Below are 17,692 nucleotides of genomic sequence, written 5' to 3' on the forward strand. Positions count from 1 at the left end.
GGACTAGCTTCCTGTTGCACCTATTTATAAAAATATTTCCTGGCGATATCTGCCTGCTCATGCTTAAAAATCGGCTTTTTGAGGAATTAACGGCTTGATTAATTTTTCAATTCTTAATAATACTTTTTTAGCCCTCCTTCAAATCATATCAATTTCAGCAAGAAGACGGGGATTTAATTCCACATAATTAAAAAAACAAGTGTAAATCTTGGGTAAAACAGAGGAATTACTGTCCCCAAGACAGATTGTCTTATTTGTAAATATCATTCCCTTTAATTCTCCTTAATGCAACATTACGTGAATAGCTTCCCTTTGCATTCAGGTTAGCAACTTTAATTTGAGCACTTCGTATAACGTGACATAATCTTACTTATATACTTAGCAATATGGCACCTAAAAACACAATTTTAAAATCGGGATTTATTTTATTATTTCTATTTTCTTTTTCTGCAGGTTTCGCCCAAAAAACGCTGACCGGCCCGAGCGACGCAACTACACCCCCTCCTGCCCTCGCATCATCCGTTCAAAAAATCATTAACAACAACGGGACAATTAGTTTAAGTACCGCCACTGTTGCTGGCAATACATACCAATGGTTCAAGAAAGATCAATCCGGAACCATGCAGCTCGTACAGCAAGGCCCCGGAAGTACATTTACTGAAAATGCGTCAGGAAAAGGGTATTATACATATGAATTAGTGGAAAGCAACAGTAACGGTTGTACATCTGTCGCTTCAGAGCCTTTCACTATTTATGTACTGCCGCAATGGACTGCCGCGATAACTCCAAGTACCACTACGGTCTGCGAGCAGGGGCATTCAACTTCCATCCTTACCGCATTACCTGCAAGTGATGACAGCTTCTCCTACTCTTATCAATGGACAAGAAACGGATCAGCCATAACCGGAGCAAATAGCAGTACCTACACTGTAAGTGAAACTACTGCCGGCAATGTAAATTATGGGGTAACAATTACCTCAAAATTAAGCACCTCAAGCAGTTCTGCAGCTTCACAATCCATAACTGTTATTCCGGTGCCAACCAAGCCAACAGTGGTCGCCGGTTTGTAAAATGCCGATTAAATTAAACAATCCACTTGATGAGGCCGGGCTTTTTTCTATTACTACTTTTTATAATGCATTTCCCGCTTACGGGCTTTACCAAAAGCAATCCGGAAGGAGGAGGAAATGTAGTGATCATCAGCGCCGGCAAGTCTGCTACGTTACATGCCACAACCAACGGAGCTGTTGCTTACCAGTGGTATAAGGATGGAATACCTGTAAAGCTCGCCCTCCAAAAAGATCTTGTAGTCAGGGAAGCAGGGAAATATACCGTTGTAGGGTTTAACCAGGAATCCTGTCCTTCAGAAATGTCAGACCCCATAGAGGTGAAATTTTCAAATAATGCAAAACATGACCTTTGGATTACCGCAGAAGATAATTCAAGGTCATATGGTTCGGATAATCCGGCTTTTACTTTTAAGTTCGAGGGTTTTGTTAATGGAGATGATCAAAGCGTTTTAACAAGCATACCTATGGCTACAACCCAGGCAACCAAAAAATCCGGTGCCGGAAAGTATGCAATTGTAACAACCGGGGCTACAGCCGGCAAATATAATATCCATTTCAAAAGCGGATATTTAACAATTACCCAAGCACCGCTAACTGTTACCGCAAAAGATGATACAAAGTTTAAGGATGGGCAGCCTTATAAACCAGGCAAAGGGGTTGAATTCTCAGGCTTTTTAAATAATGATACTCCAGATTCATTAAAAGGGAATCTAATATATTCAGGAAATGCGATAGGCGCGATCAATCCCGGAGACTATAAGATTTTGCCCGAAGGGTTAAGCTCAGCCAATTACCAGGTCAATTATATACCGGGTGAATTAACTATTTCTGATCAAAGTGTTGACCTTGGAGTCCGGACTTATGCTGAAACCAAGAGTGTTGGCGTTGGTGAAATTTTTACTTATTACATAAGCGCCACCAATAAAACCTCAAAAGCAACCAGTGTACAATTAACGGATATATTACCACAGGATATTGATTTTGTTAAAATTACCAGTTCAACCTTTGGCAATGCCAGCTATGACAGAAGCAATAATACACTGACCTGGCTAATCGGGGATTTTGCCGCTAACGAAAAAGCGGTGCTGGAATTACAAGTCAGGTCGCTTAAACCAGGCGATATTAAAAATTCGGTCACAATAAGTTCAGCGGAAAAAGATAGCAATCCGGCCGATAATATAGCCGTCGACTACAAAAAAATTAACAGCCTGAAAATTCCGAACATATTTACTCCAAATGGAGATGGGGTGAATGAGGCCTTTGTAATTCCAGGTTTGGAGAGTTACCACGATAACGAAATCACCATTTTTAACCGGGCAGGGAACAGCATATATCAAAAAAAATCGTATCAAAACGACTGGGATGGTTCAAACTTGAGCGATGGAACTTATTTCTACATCCTGAAAGTCAAAATTGGCGATGACAAGACGGATGTGTATAAAGGTTATGTAACCCTCCTGCGATCAAACATTAATCACCTTAATTAATTATTAACACCTGATTATGAAAAATTTATTTTTTATAATATGTCTCTTAGCTATGGGACATACGGTTCTTTCACAACCGGCTTCACAAAACAACAAGTATATATTTAATGGATTATATATAAACCCGGCTTATTCGGGCTATAAACAGGATTTATATGTTCAATCATTCTATAAATCTCAATGGACTGGCTTCAGCGGGGCACCCACCAGCTATTCCTTGGCAGCCGATGGCCTGATCGTAAATTCAAAAGTTGGCCTGGGCCTGGTATTTTCCAGTGATAATATTGGTGCCCAAAGTAATCTTTCCGGTTATGGCAGCTATGCCTATCACCTCCAGATGGATGCAGATGAAAATTCCATATTATCTTTCGGCTTAGGTTTAGGATTTGTTCAGAACGGCCTTGACGGGACAAAGCTAAATGCTGTTGAAAACGGTGACAGCAATGTCCCGGTAAATTTTCAAAGTATATTATTGCCTGATTCAAAGGCTGGTATTATGTACAGCAATGAAAAAATTTACGCGGGGATCTCCATGGACAATATGATTGCGCATTATTTTAAAAAAGATAACTCTATAAATGCAATTGTTCCGAAACCCCGGTATTATTTAACAGGCGGCGGGTTAATGACGCTGAATGATGACATGAAATTAAGGCCTTCATTTCTACTGACTGATACACAGGACGGACTTAAGAGCCTTGATTTGAATCTGTTTGTTCTGCTTGGTGACCGTTTATGGATAGGAGGCACATACCAGACTGATGTTACTCATTCCTTTTCTAATTCAAACATTGCCTCACAAAACACAAATGCAGTGGCGGCAATGGTAGAAATAGTTGTTAATGACAAGATCAGGCTGGGTTATTCTTTCGATTATTCCATGTCAGCTTTGGGTAACAACAATTACGGCTCTCATGAGATCTCTATAGGTTTATATTTTAGATCTAAAAAATCGTCCTTAACCAGTAACAATCGCTATTTCTGATCATTACCGGGATCAAATGCTATTCGTCCCGGCTATGCAGTCTTTCTAGGGATTGTTATTTATGATGGTGGTCAAAATAGCACTTATTAACACTGCCACCACGGACAGCCAAATACGGAAGAAGTCAGGTCTGTCAATTGGGTATGGAATAAATAGCCTTACGTGTGAAAAGCTTGTGGATTTATGCCGTGCGAGCCTTAACCGCCCTGGCTTCGTGGGCCACCTTTGCCGTTACAGATGATCCGCTTAAATTAACTACAATAATTTATTCCGTTATTCATAATTCCTATATTTGCATAATAAGATTTGCAATCAGTCTGTATATAAAAAAATGGTAAGTATTTCGGTGAGTAAGAAATTAAGCCATTATAAAATATTGAATATCAGCACAATACAAGGGTAATACAAATCCTTCCGGCTCCACCCGAAGGGATAATCATCTGATTATCCCTTTTTTCATAAACGGCACAAAGAGGAGATAAAATATGTTTTGACATTTATATGTTTAAACATATAAAAAATACAGCCTAATTTTACATCGGCGGGATACCTGTCATTTTTATGCTTTAAACTTTGAGCTATGGAAATCGGAATCGACAGTTTTGCGGCGACAGGCAGTCTGGAAAGTGCACTGGATGCACAGGGTAACATAAAGGCCATGGAAGACCTGCTGGCCAGGATAGTGTGGGCCGACCAGGTGGGCCTTGACGTTTTTGGTATTGGTGAGCATCACCGGAAAGAATTTTTAGACTCCGCTACCGCGGTGATCCTCGCGGCGGCGGCGGCCCGTACCAAACGCATCCGGCTGACCAGCGCGGTAGCGGTACTAAGCGCCGCCGATCCGGTAAGACTGTTCCAGAATTTCGCGACGCTGGATATCATTTCCAAAGGACGTGCGGAAATGGTGGTTGGCCGCGGCTCGTCCGTTGAGGCTTTCCCCCTATTTGGGTTTAACCTGCAGGAATACGATCCTTTATTTGAGGAGAAGATCAACCTGCTGTTAAAGATCAGGGATAATGAAGTGGTGAACTGGTCCGGACGTTTCCGCGCCGCTTTGAACAACCAGGCCATTTATCCCCGTCCGGTACAGGAAAAAATGCCGGTATGGCTGGGTGTAGGTGGCACGCCGGCATCCTTTGTCCGTGCAGGCTCACTGGGCGTGCCGCTGATGGTCGCGGTGATCGGGGGCGATACGGAACGTTTCAGGCCGCTGGTGGATCTATACCGGCGGGCTGGCCGGGAGGCAGGTTTCGCGCCGGAAGCGCTTAAGGTGGGGCTTCATTCCCTTGGCTATGTGGCCGGCACGACAGAAGAGGCGGCAGAAGCATACTATCCGGGTTATTTTAAGATATTTACCAAATTTGGCCGGGAACGCGGCTGGCCGCCGGTGACACGGGCTGGCTTTGACGCGCAACGGGGGCCGAAAGGTGCTTACCTGATCGGTTCGCCTGAGGTGGTGGCTGAAAAAATCCTGCGCCACAGTGAAGCACTGGGCGGCATATCAAGGGTCACTTTCCAGATGGATAACGCGGGGCTTTCACACGAGCAACTATTAAAATCCACCGAACTGATAGGCCAAAAGATTAAACCGCTATTGCAATAAAGCGCTAATACTGGCCTCTGCACACCAATCAAACAGATCAGCCCTGTCACAAAAGTATTGGCGTTATTTTAAAGGAGCTGATATCGATATTTTTCGGTGTGTTTATCTCCATTGGGAACCATTGACCTTTTTGATCATTTTCCAGAATTTCATTTTGGATATCTAATCCAGTGTAAAGCTAATCTTCGCGAAGTATAAGAAACGCTTGTTAAAACAGTCTAAGCAGGCATGAGCAATGCTATGCATACAAAGCATTCAGACAGGGCTTATCTATTTAGCAGTTTAGCGTTTGAAAAAGTTTCACCATAAATTCAATTTCTTGCATATATTAATTAATATATGCAAGATTAGTTTTAAGGCCAAACCTGTTGTTACAGGGCGCCAGGTTGCCTGCGTCCTGGTTTAACCGGATGAAAGTATACGAGAATGAGCACGATCAATTGACAACGTTCAGCCTTGCGTACAAATCTGCTTTAAGAACTGCATTTATCGTTTATCTTAGCGCCATGACCAATAATTTTAAAATTGACTTTGAAGGCAGCGATTTCGAGTTTTTTTCCATGAACAGGTGGAAGCTGCAGCTATACCAGGTATACGTCATGTACGAAGGTAAAAGGAAACGTTTTCACATGCAGCTTAATGAGGAGGGGAAATTTTATATTACAGATAAACAAACCTGCCCCCAGATCTACCTGCACCTGGAAGATACGCTGGGCGATGCGATTTTGAAACTTGGGCGATCCTGATGCTTGTATAACCTCATTAAATGTTTCGGCTGCGGGAAAGAAGGCGGCCCGGCAGAATTCCAGCTATGGATAGCAAATAAGGTAAAATGACTTCATTGAGCGATTCCTGGCGAAATCAATACACCACGTCTTTGCCAGCGGCTCTCTAAATTACCGTATCACTGGTGCGGAATTTATATTAAGCCATAGCTAAATTATATGCCGCTTGCCGTCCTGGCTTTGCCTTTAATTTATTAAAAGAGATCATATCCAACGCCTTAACCGTTGCATATGATCTGAACAAATCTTTCAGTATTGTATGAGAACACTATGCTTTGACTTTATTTATCTCTTTAATTGCGTCCTCCGCCAGGTTAACAGATGCATTGTCATTAAGTTTCTTCCGGGCATCTTCGATTTGTTGTAAGGCAGCGATGAGCTTGGGCGCAATATTATACCTTTTGAAACTGATGGCAAGGTCCCTGATGGCAATAATGCCTTGCTGTACGTATGCTTTATTGTCCAACCGGCCGATCATTTGGGTGAACGGACCTTGGGTAAGGTTAAATTTTACCTGCGTAGAACCTTTATTGAAAGCATTGATCACGTAGGGCCATTCCTTGTCCGACCCACTGGCAGCATACACATTAATAATGGCCTGCCCCAGCTGTCCTTTGTCATCTGCTTCCATGCTTTTGGCAATTTTGAATGCATCCGCGGGCGCAATATTGTTAAAAGCAATAAGTGCGGCACCTTTGACCGTATAGGAAGGGCTGGACAGCGACGCTTTGTAAATAGCAGCATATGCCTGGGATTTGGTTTTGCCCAATACGCTGATGGCGGCGCCGCGAACAGGGTAATTTGCGTCCTGGGTTGCCAGGTCGGTTATGATGGGCAGGGCGGCGTTGGCAACTGCCGCACTGTCCATTTTAAGCGCCTTGATTGCTTTGATCCGCATGCCATGGTACTTGTCTTTTAATGCCGATAGCACAATGCTTAGTCCCTGCTCAGAAGTTTCCTGGCTGGTGGCTGCGTTCAGTGCCTCCAGCCTGTCCAGGTAAAGCGGTGCATGGCGATATTGGTAGCTAAATTCTTGAATGGTCTTATGGTCAGCCTTTTTTGTGATCAGCATCTTGTCAGCATCAACATTCACCAAGTCAGGCTTTGCGGGAAGTTTAAACGTGAGTGTATCAGTTTTTTGCGTAAGCCAAACCTGTTTCCGCGTGGTTTTTCCGCCGGCATAGATGTCTATAGCAACGGGCAGGCGGAATACCTGGCCGTCTTGCTTTTGACTGATAAAAATCGTTTCCTGGTGATCGGCTTCGCTCCATTGATAAGCAATATCTAGTAGCGGGTGGCCTGCACCGTAATACCACTGGTTAAAGAACCAGTTCATATCCTTCCCTGAGATCTCTTCCATGGCCAGTCTCAGGTCCTGCACCTCGGCATTTTTAAAGGCATGCGTTTTCAGGTAAAGGCCTAGTCCTTTAAAAAATGCATCGTCCCCCAGGTAGCTGCGCATCATATTCAAGACAAGGCCGCCCTTGTCGTAAATATTTGAGCCGTTAACACCTTCCTGGTCTGTATATACAAAAGGCGTTAGCGCCTGCTTATAGGCGGAGGCATTGTTCAGGTAGGCCTGTAGTTCATCGTACCGTTTAGCATCGCCATCGTCTTTTCCATATTTTTTTTCGTTCCAGTATTTCTCGCCAAAAACTGCAAAAGATTCGTTAAGCGTTTCGTTGCTCCAGCTTTCGCAGGTCACCAAATCGCCAAACCATTGGTGAAAAAGCTCGTGTGCTATCGTCGTTCCGCCCGAACCGTTCGGATCGTCAATGAGGTCCCATGGCGTTTTCTGCACGTAATCGCCATGCAAGGTGGCCGAACTGTTTTCCATAGCACCAAGGGGGTAATCGCGGACAACTACCTGTGCGTATTTCTCCCATGGAAAATCCACGCCCAGCGCCTTCGAGAAAAGCTCCATCATTTCAGGCGTTTGCCCGAAAACCTGTCTAGCATAAGGGGCATAAGCCGGCTCCATGTAATAAGAAACTTCTTTGTTACGCCATTTATCTTTATAGATCTTAAAATCGCCTATCGCCATCATAAACAGGTAAGGGCAATGCGGCAGCGACTGTTTCCAGGTGTCGGTGCGCGTACCGTCAGCATTGTTCTTCTGGCTGATGAGCAGGCCGTTTGATAAGGTGGTATATTTTGCAGGCACCGTCATGCTCAGCTGCTCAGTTGTTTTTTGATCGGGCTTGTCGATCGTTGGGAACCAGCAGGACGAACTTTCGGCCTCGCCCTGTGTCCAGATCTGCGTTGGCTTTCCGGCTTCTTTACCAGTAGGATTTACAAAGTATAAACCTTTTCCGTCGTACTTAAAGCCCGGTTTACTGTGCACGTCATCAGGCTTGGCAGTATACTCGATATACAGCGTATAATGTTCGTTTTGCTTGTAGGTCCTGTTCAATTGGACTGCTATTGAAAGGCTGTCTTCGTAACGGTATTTAAGCGGGACTATCTTTCCGTTTTCCATAATGCCGATGGTTTTGATATCCATCCACTTGGCATCAAGCCTTACGGAATCTACCGGGTAAAAATGCGGCTTCAGGGTCACCCACTCTTTTCCGTTCAAATAGGACCGCTGGTAATCGAACCTGACGTCAAGCCGGGTGTCTATCAAATCATTGATCTTCGGGGCGCTTGCATGGTAATACGGAATATTTGCAGGGTGAAGATTCAGCTGAGCCGTTGCAGATTGAAAAACAGCGCACGTAAATGCCAGGCTGCAAAGTAGAGATGTATATATTTTTTTCATTAAATCAATTAGTGTCGCCGGAGCGCAAAGCTAAACACCTGCAATGAAATTTGATGTAATTTTTACGATACAAAATCCCCGGCTTATTCCGGTTTTTCCGCCGAGCCGGATATCCAGCCGGTCACCTGGAAAAAGGCAATTTTCAACAGTGTTTTCAATTCCGTTTGTCCCGTATTGAACATAGACAACGGGATATTCCACCGGTCTAACAGGCGGCTTGCCGTGTATTCCGGTTGTTACTTTCCCGCATGCAAGCTGGCAATACGGTACAGCTGCCATTTATTATCTTTATACCGCCAAAAGGCCACAAATCTGCCCGGTCCGGATGGTGTTTCGCTTTCCTGGTGATTAATAAATTTGTGATAACCTATTTCTATGGCGCCGAATCCAGCTATTGAATATACCTCTATGCTTCCCTTCACCAGCACCCTGCTCACCTTACCGCAAATATTTTCCTTTATCGCAGCTAAAAGATCTTTTTTCGAGGTCATCAGGCCGCCTTCGTCATGATAAAACTCTATACTATCGGCAAAGATAGCGGCCTGGGTATACATGTCACAGTTATTATAGGCGTTAAAATAGACGCTATCCATATGGACAATAGTATTATACAATTCCTGCGACTGGGGTTTATAAGTAATGGTTTCCTGGCTTTGAGCCGATGCAGTGACCGAAATAAAAAGGCTAATAGCTAAAGCAATAAGTGCTGATAATTTAATTTTTTTCATGATTTAATTTTATTAAGAATGCGCTTACCAGTTCTATGCCACTTACATAATAAACTAATAATCAGCAATTTAAATTTATACAAAATTATAGCGTTCGCTAATGATACAACTTTTTGTTTGCTTTCGATACTATTCAGTTAATAAGAAAGCTTACTTTTTACCCTTTCTACGTTGCCGGCGTTGGGATCGATATTAATGGCTCGGGCTGCGCCTTGTGCCGCTTGCTCCTCCCCTGTTATATTCATATTGTTACAATGATTAAGCGGTATGTTTTATACTTTGTAACCTGTAAATCTATCCTAATATGTCATTGAAGATTAAGATATTATGCAGTGGCGTAGCTCCGTAGGAAAAGTATGGTATGCAAGGTTGCGTAGGGACTATTACGAGTATTTTACAGATAGCGGTTTTCACCCTATTGATACTGCAATTAGACTAAGACCTATCACAAAGTTCATCATCGAAAAGCATATCTTAAGTAACAAGAACTAAATCTGCCCGGTTGGTGCGCTCAAAATCCCTATTGAGAAGAATCCACCAAATCGTTGACGCACTAAATGTTGACCTTACAGCGACGGCACCAATTTAGCCTTCAGGTCAGGGTCTTTCATATTGCGGTCCAATGGAAAAATGGGTCGCTTTAATCTTTTATAGGGTAAATGCTCAATATCCTGGTCTACCCCACCGGGTGTTAATGCCAATAGCCAATCGGCATGCATGGCAAATAGTTCAGGTTCAAGGTAACCGATCTTCACCACAACAATAGCAGCCGTCCGTGGATTAAGGCCCAGTTTGGTGAAATCTTTTTCATGATGATATGGCTTCCTTTTTTGGGTTACGATAATGTGCACGCTTCCCATTTTTATGGACGCTTCCACTTCGGCATCAATATCACCCTTGACAATTGATTCGACTGTCCCGGTGATATGTACCGGCGGCGCAAGCCTTGCGTCGACTTTTGCACCCGCATAGCCATCCACATGACCACCAACACGCGCCGCTATTGCTTTTTTAATGAGTTCAGGGCCCGGAATGGAGGCATAGATCAGTGACGGCCCTTTATCTGTTCTAAACTCCGGCCGGTTCAATATTTGTGTTAAGGTCCAGGTCACATCCCCTGCGCCTCCGGCTGTCGGGTTATCGCCGGAATCGCTAATATAAAAAGGACGCTTTGTGCTTATGATCGCCTTTTCCAGGCATTCCTTTAAATTGCCTGTGGGTGCAACAAACTTAAAATCCTTTCGCACGTCCCAGAAGCTTTTAGCCAGGTACTCGGCTGTGCTGGTCACTTTGGCTTTGTCATCGCCGGTTACTATTACTACGGCATGGTTCCGTGGTTCATCGGCCCAAGCGTAACCTATCCATATCGCTGCATCGACTATACCTTCTTGTTTAGCGGCCGGCCATACTTTCTCGTACAGGCTTTTGCCAGGCTCAATCCTGGTGCTGGTCTTTTCGCCGGGCAACAGAATTGGGACCGCTACATAGGCCTTGTAAGCTGGTTTGCCTTTTCCGCTTACAAGCCGGTCGATCAGGTTAGTCACAGCACGGCGTTTGGTTTGTACTGCGTCTTCATGAGGCGCCATGCGATAACAGGTGATCAGGTCGCTGTTTTCAGCCAGGCGCCATGACACGTTACCGTGCAGGTCCATTGCTGTTGAAATAATGGTCTTCTTACCAACCACTTTCCTTATCCGGACTATGAAATCTCCCTCGGGATCATCCAGGCCAACTACACTCATTGCCCCGTGAATATCATAAAACAGGCCGTCGTACGGCCCGCATTTTTGAAGTGCAGCCAGGGTTTTTCTCACCAGCGACTCATAAGCCGCCCTGGTAACCGCGCCGCCCGGTAAGGCGTGTCCATCTATGGTCGGAACCCATACCGCCGCCTTACGGATGGTTGAATCAGGCGCCCAAAAAGGATAAATTGAGAAAATAGCATCACCGTGTTTTGCATGAAATGCGGCCTCATCGGTGAGTGCCGGCGAAAAAGTGCTCGATTCGATGCCCAAACCTGCAATAGCAATACGCGGCAGGCGTTCAACCGGTGTATTGGTTTGTGCTATGGCTAGCGATCCTGCTACGCATAAGATTAACAAAAAGGGAAACGGTTTCATAATTTGAGGATTAGCTGGAACTTTGTATTATCAAAAATAGGCAAATCATATTACCTGTAACTGCCGGACAATATTTTAATAATGCAAATCAATCAGTTTAATGGTGCTATTTCCCTATCCTATAAAGGTTACCATTATCCGTGACACCATACAATGCTCCATCTTTCCCGGTGGCCAGTGAACGCCAGCGCTCATTTTTGTCTTTCAACAGTCGTTCTTCTGCAACCACCTTATTTTCTTTGATGATTAGCCGGATGATATGCAGGTTGCCTTCATAAAATGTGATTCCTCAGGGCGATGTGCTTGGGTTCCAATAGTAGATTGGTTGGATCATACCTTCTTTTTGTTGAATTCCATCGCCAACCTTTACACCCCTGTGCTCGATCCCGTAAGTAATGACAGGCCAGCTATAGTTTTTGCCAGGCTTAATGATATTAACATGCACCCCGCCCATTCATACGTCCTCGCTTGAACATAAAAAAAGGGGATTCGCGTTGCGAGTCCCCTTGCAGTTCGCCAAATGGCTATTTCCCGAACTACTTATGGATAATTTGAAACCAAATTTTATAGCTCAATTATCATTATCTCCAACGTTTTTCATAGCTGATAAAATAGAAAAAGCGCCTTTTAGAACGAACAACCTATCCTTTAATTCGGGTTTGCTTAACTGAATCTGACTCCAGCCATCTTGCTGAACGCCAACATTAACAGGAACCATATTAAATAACATATCCTTGCCATGCAAAGTAGACATAAACACACAGCGTTGACCCCCATAATTAACAATAGCATCTTCCGGTACTGCTAATGTGTTTTGAGGCTGGGTTTCAATGGTAGCCTGTAAAAACATATTAGGCAAAATATTTTTGTCACTTTTTAAAAAATGACAATGTACCATCACACTATGACCGGTATCCAGCATACGACCAATCAGAATTACTTTTCCGGGATAGGTTTTATCAGGAATGCTGGGTAAGCTTATTTTCACCGAATTGCCAATGGCTATTTTAGCTATATCCTGTTCATAAACAGTTAAAGCGGCATGAATATCATCGGTATTAACCAATTCCATTAATACATCTGTTGGATTTATATACTTCCCTATATTAACATTTACTTTTGATACATAACCGGAAATGGGTGAAGTAATATAAACAATCGGCTTGATGGCGGCCGGTGTAAGCTTTTGCGGGTTTATACCCAGCATGGTAAGCTTTTGTGCCAGCCCGGATGATTGTGCCTGCTGGCTGTTATAATCAGCCAGCGATTGTTGATAAAGCTTAAGCGGGCTGGCTTGTTGCTCGCTCAATACGCGCTGGCGCTCTAACTCCTGCTTTAAAAAGGTAGTTTTGCTTACAGAGGTCAAATAATCTTGTTGCAGGGTAATGTAATCCTGGTTCTCCACTTCGGCAATTACCTGGCCCTTGCGTACGGGTTCACCTGGCAGCATTGACGTACTTTTCAGAAAGCCCCCAAATGGAATGTTTACTGCTATTAGGTTTTCTGGCGGTACATCCACTTGTCCGTTTACGTGTATAGACGTAGCCAGTTTGTGCATAGGTATATGGCCCGTGTCAATCCCGCCGTTTTTTATTTGTTCAGGTGTAAAAAGTATAGTATTGCTTTTACCCTGCGGTTGCTGTTGTTGTACAGGTGCATTATCTTTTTTATCCTGCTTTACACCGCAAGCGGCTAAAAACAGGGAAAGGAGCACTATATAGTTGATTTTCATGGTTTTTCTGTTTGACCCTGGAAATACCAGAGCACATTAATAGTTTGATCTAATTGTAAAAGTGCATCAAGCCTGTCTGTTCGTAATTGAACCGACTGACTATACAAATTGGCCCATTCCAGGTAGCTGATTCCACCGTTGTTAAAGGACAAGGTTGCCGTATGCAGTATTTCATCAGCCTGTTTAAGTGCAGATGATTCGTAATAATTAAGCGCTTGCTGTTGTTGAACATAGCGTTGATAGGCTTGCCGCCATTGGCCTGTAAACTCAGTTTGCTTCTCACTGAGGGCATATTCGGCCGATTTTTTTTGATAATTTAAAGACCGTGCGGCAGCTTTATATTGCCCAAAGAACAAAGGAATATTAACGCCAACCAAAAAGGACGAAAAGCGGTTGCCTTGCGTTAAAATAACATTTGCATTATTAATATCAGGCCCTGCAAAACTTTGGTTACTGTAACCCAGGTTTAACTCCGGCAACCCTTTCGATCTGTTTAATTTAGTTTTCCAGTCATAGATGCTTACCTGTTGCTGTGCCTGCCTTACTTCAGGATTTTGCAGCGTTGTTGCTGAATCTGGCTGGAAAATAGTTTGCCAGGCTGGCAATGTTGGGTCATCAGGTAATAATAATGAATTGCTGCCCAGCAAAACCTGCAAACGGCTTTGCAATACATTGATTTCCGATTCCAGCATCCGTCGTTGGTTTTTAAGCATACCCGCCCTGGCTTCTGCGCTGGTCAGGTTTATCTTTGATGATTCACCTGTATTAAACCTTAACTGCTCCAGTTTAATTACCGACTTGTAAATTGAATCCTGCTCAGTTAATAACTTTAATTTAGCAAGAGAGCCAGCCATTTGCAAATACACATCACGAACCTGGTAAACGATTTGATTTTTCAAAGATTCTTCCTGCAATGCGGTTAAACCACTTTCTGCATTTAAATAATTGCGCTGGTTGCTATAATAAAATGGCAGCGCAAAGGTTTGGCTAACGGCAATCCGGTTGTCTATGTTTGAGCTGTTTATTTTACCTGCATCAAAATTCATCTGGGTTTTAGGAATATCGTAGGCCGTTCCGATATTAGCTTTTGATGCCAGCGTTTGATCTTGTGCAGACAAAATTGAGGAGTTATGTAATAAAGCTTGTTTAACAGCATCATTAACTCTAATTTTTTCGCCTTGTATTTGTGAATAGGCAGGCAAAATAAACAACATAATAATAGTTGTTGCAGTTAAAGTTTTGACCAATTTACCTGAAAGCTTTGTTGAGGATTTGGATTTGTAGCCAAATAGTTTATATAATGCAGGTAAAACAACAAGTGTAAGCAATGTAGCTGTTATAAGGCCTCCAATAACAACTGTAGCCAATGGCCTTTGCACTTCTGCACCCGCATGGTTAGATATAGCCATTGGAAAGAAGCCTAACGATGCTACAGTAGCTGTCATTAAAACGGGACGAAGCCGGTTGGATGTACCTTTGCGGATCCGCTCGTCCGGATCATTAACCCCTTCTTTCTTCAATCGGTTAAACTCCGTGATCAATACAATACCGTTAAGTACAGCTACCCCGAAAAGCGCAATAAAGCCAACACCGGCTGATATGCTGAAAGACATTCCGCGCAGCCATAAGGCAAAAACGCCACCGGTGGCTGCCAATGGTATAGCTGAAAATACAATTAGTGCTTCTTTAAACTGTTTAAAAGCAAAGTATAACAGAATGAATATGAAAAAAAGCGAAGCCGGGACGGCGATTGATAAACGCTTTTTAGCCGAATTCAAACTTTGAAATTGTCCGCCGTATTCTACGTAATATCCCGGGAGGAGCTTTAAACTTCGCTTTACCTGTTGCTGCAATTCATTGACAACACTTTCCACGTCCCTGCCCCTCACATTGAAGGAAACGGATACCCGGCGTTGGCCATTATCACGTTGAATTTGATTAGGGCCTTCTTTTAAAGATATGTTTGCCAGCTGGCTAAGCGGCACCTGCATACCTCCGGGGGTATTGATTTGTAATTGTCCGATCTGATCCATGTTGGACCTTGCCGAATCAGCTATCCTAAGCACCAGGTCAAATTGCCGCTCTCCTTCATAAATACTGCCGGCTTTTTCACCCGCAAATGTGGCATTTAAAATATGGTTCACCTGGCTTATGCTTACGTTATATTGCGCTAATGCCGCCCGGTTATAGTGTACTACCAATTGAGGGAGTCCGGTTATTTTTTCAGTGGTCACATCGGCGGCGCCCTTTACTTTGGCTATTATACCACTTAACTGGCCGGCCTGGTGCGCCAGTTGCTGCAAATCATCTCCATATATCTTTACAACCACATCCTGCTTGGCGCCCGATATCAGTTCGTTAAAACGCATCTGCACCGGGTATTCAAAGCCAAAGTTTAAGCCCGGAACCTGCCCCAATCGTTTGCTCATGGTATCCTCCAATGCAGCATAGTCATGTGCGGTTGTCCAGGTGTCTTTATCATCCAGCGTTACAAAAATATCACATTGCTCCAGCGACATTGGATCAGTTGGTATTTCAGCTGATCCGATACGGCAGGTAACCTGCTGAACTTCAGGAAATTTTTTCAGCTCGGCACTGGCCATTTGCATGCCCTTAATGGTTTGTGTTAAGGAAGTTCCCGGTAAAAACCTGGCGTCAATAGCAAAATCGCCTTCCTCCAGCTGTGGTATAAATTCGCCACCTAACTTGTTAAACACCAAAAAAGCAAACACAATTAGTGCAATCGCTATCAGCATAACAGATTTCGGATAACTAAGAACTTTACTTAATAAAGGTGTATAGCACTTTTGTATGGCCGCCATCATCTTATCCGCGAAGTTGATTTTCTTTTCCGCTTTCTTTTTAATGGTCAGCGCAGTCATCATCGGCACATAGGTGAGTGACAGTAAAAATGCGCCAACCAGCGCAAAAGCAACCGTCTCGGCCATTGGCCTAAACATTTTACCTTCTATTTCCTGCAAACTTAAAATAGGCAGATAAACCACCAGGATTATAATCTGGCCAAAAATGGCAGCATTCATCAATCGTGATGAAGAGTCCTTAACTTCCTGATTCACTTCATTCTGCGAAAATTCCGCTGTAGCATGATTGCTAATTTTCTCCTTAAAACGGTGCATCACGCCTTCAACAATAATAACAGCTCCATCCACAATCAAACCAAAATCCAATGCTCCTAAACTCATCAGATTTGCAGAAACATTAAATATGTTCATCATAATCAATGCAAAAAGCATTGCAAGTGGAATAACTGATGCCACTACAAGTCCGGAACGGAAATTACCCAGAAATAACACCAATACAAAAATGACGATCAATGCACCTTCAATCAGATTTCGCTTTACGGTAGATATAGAGTTCCCTACCATTTTGCTGCGTTCATAATATGGCAAAATAGTAACCCCAACAGGCAGCCTGGTTTTTATTTCTTCAATGCGTTGCTTTACCTGATCTACAACCTGCATTGCATTTGCACCTTTAAGCATTAGCACCACTGCACCGGATACTTCACCATACTTATTGTTATACATGGCTCCAAAGCGCAAAGAATGTCCCTCTTTTACCTCTGCAACATCTGCCAGGGTCAGCGGTAACCCATTTACCTTTTTAACCTGGATACTGCGCAGATCCGCCAGCGTAATGGCCATCCCCTCAGTACGGATATAATAAGCATTAGGCCCTTTTTCTATATAGGCGCCACCCGAATTTTCGTTATTTTGCTGCACAGCATTATAAAGCTCATCAAGTGTGATACCCAAACTTCTGATTTTTGCCGGGTCAATAACCACCTGGTATTGCTTTAATGTACCGCCAAGGCTGCTTACATCTGCAACACCTGGTACCCCTAACAGTTGCCGTCTTACAATCCATTCCTGAATTGTCCGCAGTTCTGTTAATGAATATTTATTTTCATACCCGGGTTTGGGTACTACATAATACTGGTATACTTCACCCAGGCCGGTGGTTACAGGCCCCATGTCGGGCTCGCCAACACCCGGAGGTATCATGCTTTTTAACTGCCCCAGTCGCTCGGTTACCTGTTGACGGGCACGGGTAATGTCTACATTGTCATCAAAAACAACGGTTACGTTGGACAAGCCAAACCGTGATATTGATCTCATTTCTTTTAATTCCGGCAATGACGCCATCAAACGCTCAGTAGGCGCTGTAATTAAGCGCTCCACTTCCGGCGCCGCCAGTGACGGAGATGCCGTTATAATGAGCACCTGGTTATTTGTAATGTCAGGAACAGCATCAACAGGTAATTGTGCAGCAGAATATATCCCGGCAGCTACCATAAGCAGCACCAGTATACCCACAATAAGCTTGTTCCTGACCGAAAATTCTATTATACGGTCAATCATAAAAAGTTAGCTTAAAATAAAAAAATAAATAATCTGAAA

10 protein-coding genes and 1 pseudogene are annotated in these 17,692 nt (G+C 43.5%); 5 read left to right on the forward strand and 6 right to left on the reverse strand.

Features of this window, described 5'->3' with window-relative positions:
* Positions 1-386: 386 nt before the first annotated feature.
* The 5 genes from JWQ54_RS05415 (at position 387) to JWQ54_RS05435 (ending at position 5,891) form a co-directional block, all read left to right on the forward strand.
* Positions 387-1,070, forward strand: coding sequence for a hypothetical protein (locus tag JWQ54_RS05415; protein WP_299581327.1), 684 nt, complete (start codon positions 387-389; stop codon positions 1,068-1,070).
* 65 nt (positions 1,071-1,135) lie between these two features.
* The gene (locus JWQ54_RS05420; RefSeq protein WP_299581330.1) at positions 1,136-2,557 is read left to right on the forward strand and encodes an MBG domain-containing protein; all 1,422 of its coding nucleotides are present in this window, start codon (positions 1,136-1,138) and stop codon (positions 2,555-2,557) included.
* A 16-nt stretch (positions 2,558-2,573) separates the two neighbouring features.
* Positions 2,574-3,542: a type IX secretion system membrane protein PorP/SprF gene (locus JWQ54_RS05425; protein WP_299581333.1), complete on the forward strand. Its 969-nt coding sequence runs from the start codon at positions 2,574-2,576 to the stop codon at positions 3,540-3,542.
* Between the two features lie 580 nt (positions 3,543-4,122).
* The gene (locus tag JWQ54_RS05430; protein WP_299581336.1) at positions 4,123-5,145 is read left to right on the forward strand and encodes an Atu2307/SP_0267 family LLM class monooxygenase; all 1,023 of its coding nucleotides are present in this window, start codon (positions 4,123-4,125) and stop codon (positions 5,143-5,145) included.
* Between the two features lie 410 nt (positions 5,146-5,555).
* A complete protein-coding gene (locus tag JWQ54_RS05435; protein ID WP_299581339.1) occupies positions 5,556-5,891 on the forward strand; it encodes a hypothetical protein in 336 nt (111 codons plus the stop codon).
* A gap of 307 nt (positions 5,892-6,198) precedes the next feature.
* Here the strand turns inward: JWQ54_RS05435 and JWQ54_RS05440 are convergent, their stop codons facing one another.
* From JWQ54_RS05440 to JWQ54_RS05465, 6 genes and pseudogenes are all read right to left on the reverse strand, one after another.
* A complete protein-coding gene (locus tag JWQ54_RS05440) occupies positions 6,199-8,691 on the reverse strand; it encodes a M1 family metallopeptidase (RefSeq protein WP_299581342.1) in 2,493 nt (830 codons plus the stop codon).
* 236 nt (positions 8,692-8,927) lie between these two features.
* On the reverse strand, positions 8,928-9,419 hold the full coding sequence (locus tag JWQ54_RS05445) for a nuclear transport factor 2 family protein (protein WP_299581345.1): 492 nt from the start codon (positions 9,417-9,419) through the stop codon (positions 8,928-8,930).
* A 566-nt stretch (positions 9,420-9,985) separates the two neighbouring features.
* Positions 9,986-11,539, reverse strand: a complete 1,554-nt coding sequence (locus tag JWQ54_RS05450; RefSeq protein ID WP_299581348.1) for a M81 family metallopeptidase — start codon at positions 11,537-11,539, stop codon at positions 9,986-9,988.
* A gap of 106 nt (positions 11,540-11,645) precedes the next feature.
* A pseudogene (locus JWQ54_RS05455) lies at positions 11,646-11,993 on the reverse strand (PQQ-dependent sugar dehydrogenase).
* A 117-nt stretch (positions 11,994-12,110) separates the two neighbouring features.
* Positions 12,111-13,271: an efflux RND transporter periplasmic adaptor subunit gene (locus tag JWQ54_RS05460; RefSeq protein ID WP_299581351.1), complete on the reverse strand. Its 1,161-nt coding sequence runs from the start codon at positions 13,269-13,271 to the stop codon at positions 12,111-12,113.
* Positions 13,268-17,653, reverse strand: coding sequence for a CusA/CzcA family heavy metal efflux RND transporter (locus JWQ54_RS05465; RefSeq protein ID WP_299581354.1), 4,386 nt, complete (start codon positions 17,651-17,653; stop codon positions 13,268-13,270). Before JWQ54_RS05465 ends, JWQ54_RS05460 begins: the two co-directional genes overlap by 4 nt.
* Positions 17,654-17,692 lie beyond the last annotated feature (39 nt).

The organism is Mucilaginibacter sp. (assembly GCF_028288225.1).
Lineage (GTDB): Bacteria > Bacteroidota > Bacteroidia > Sphingobacteriales > Sphingobacteriaceae > Mucilaginibacter.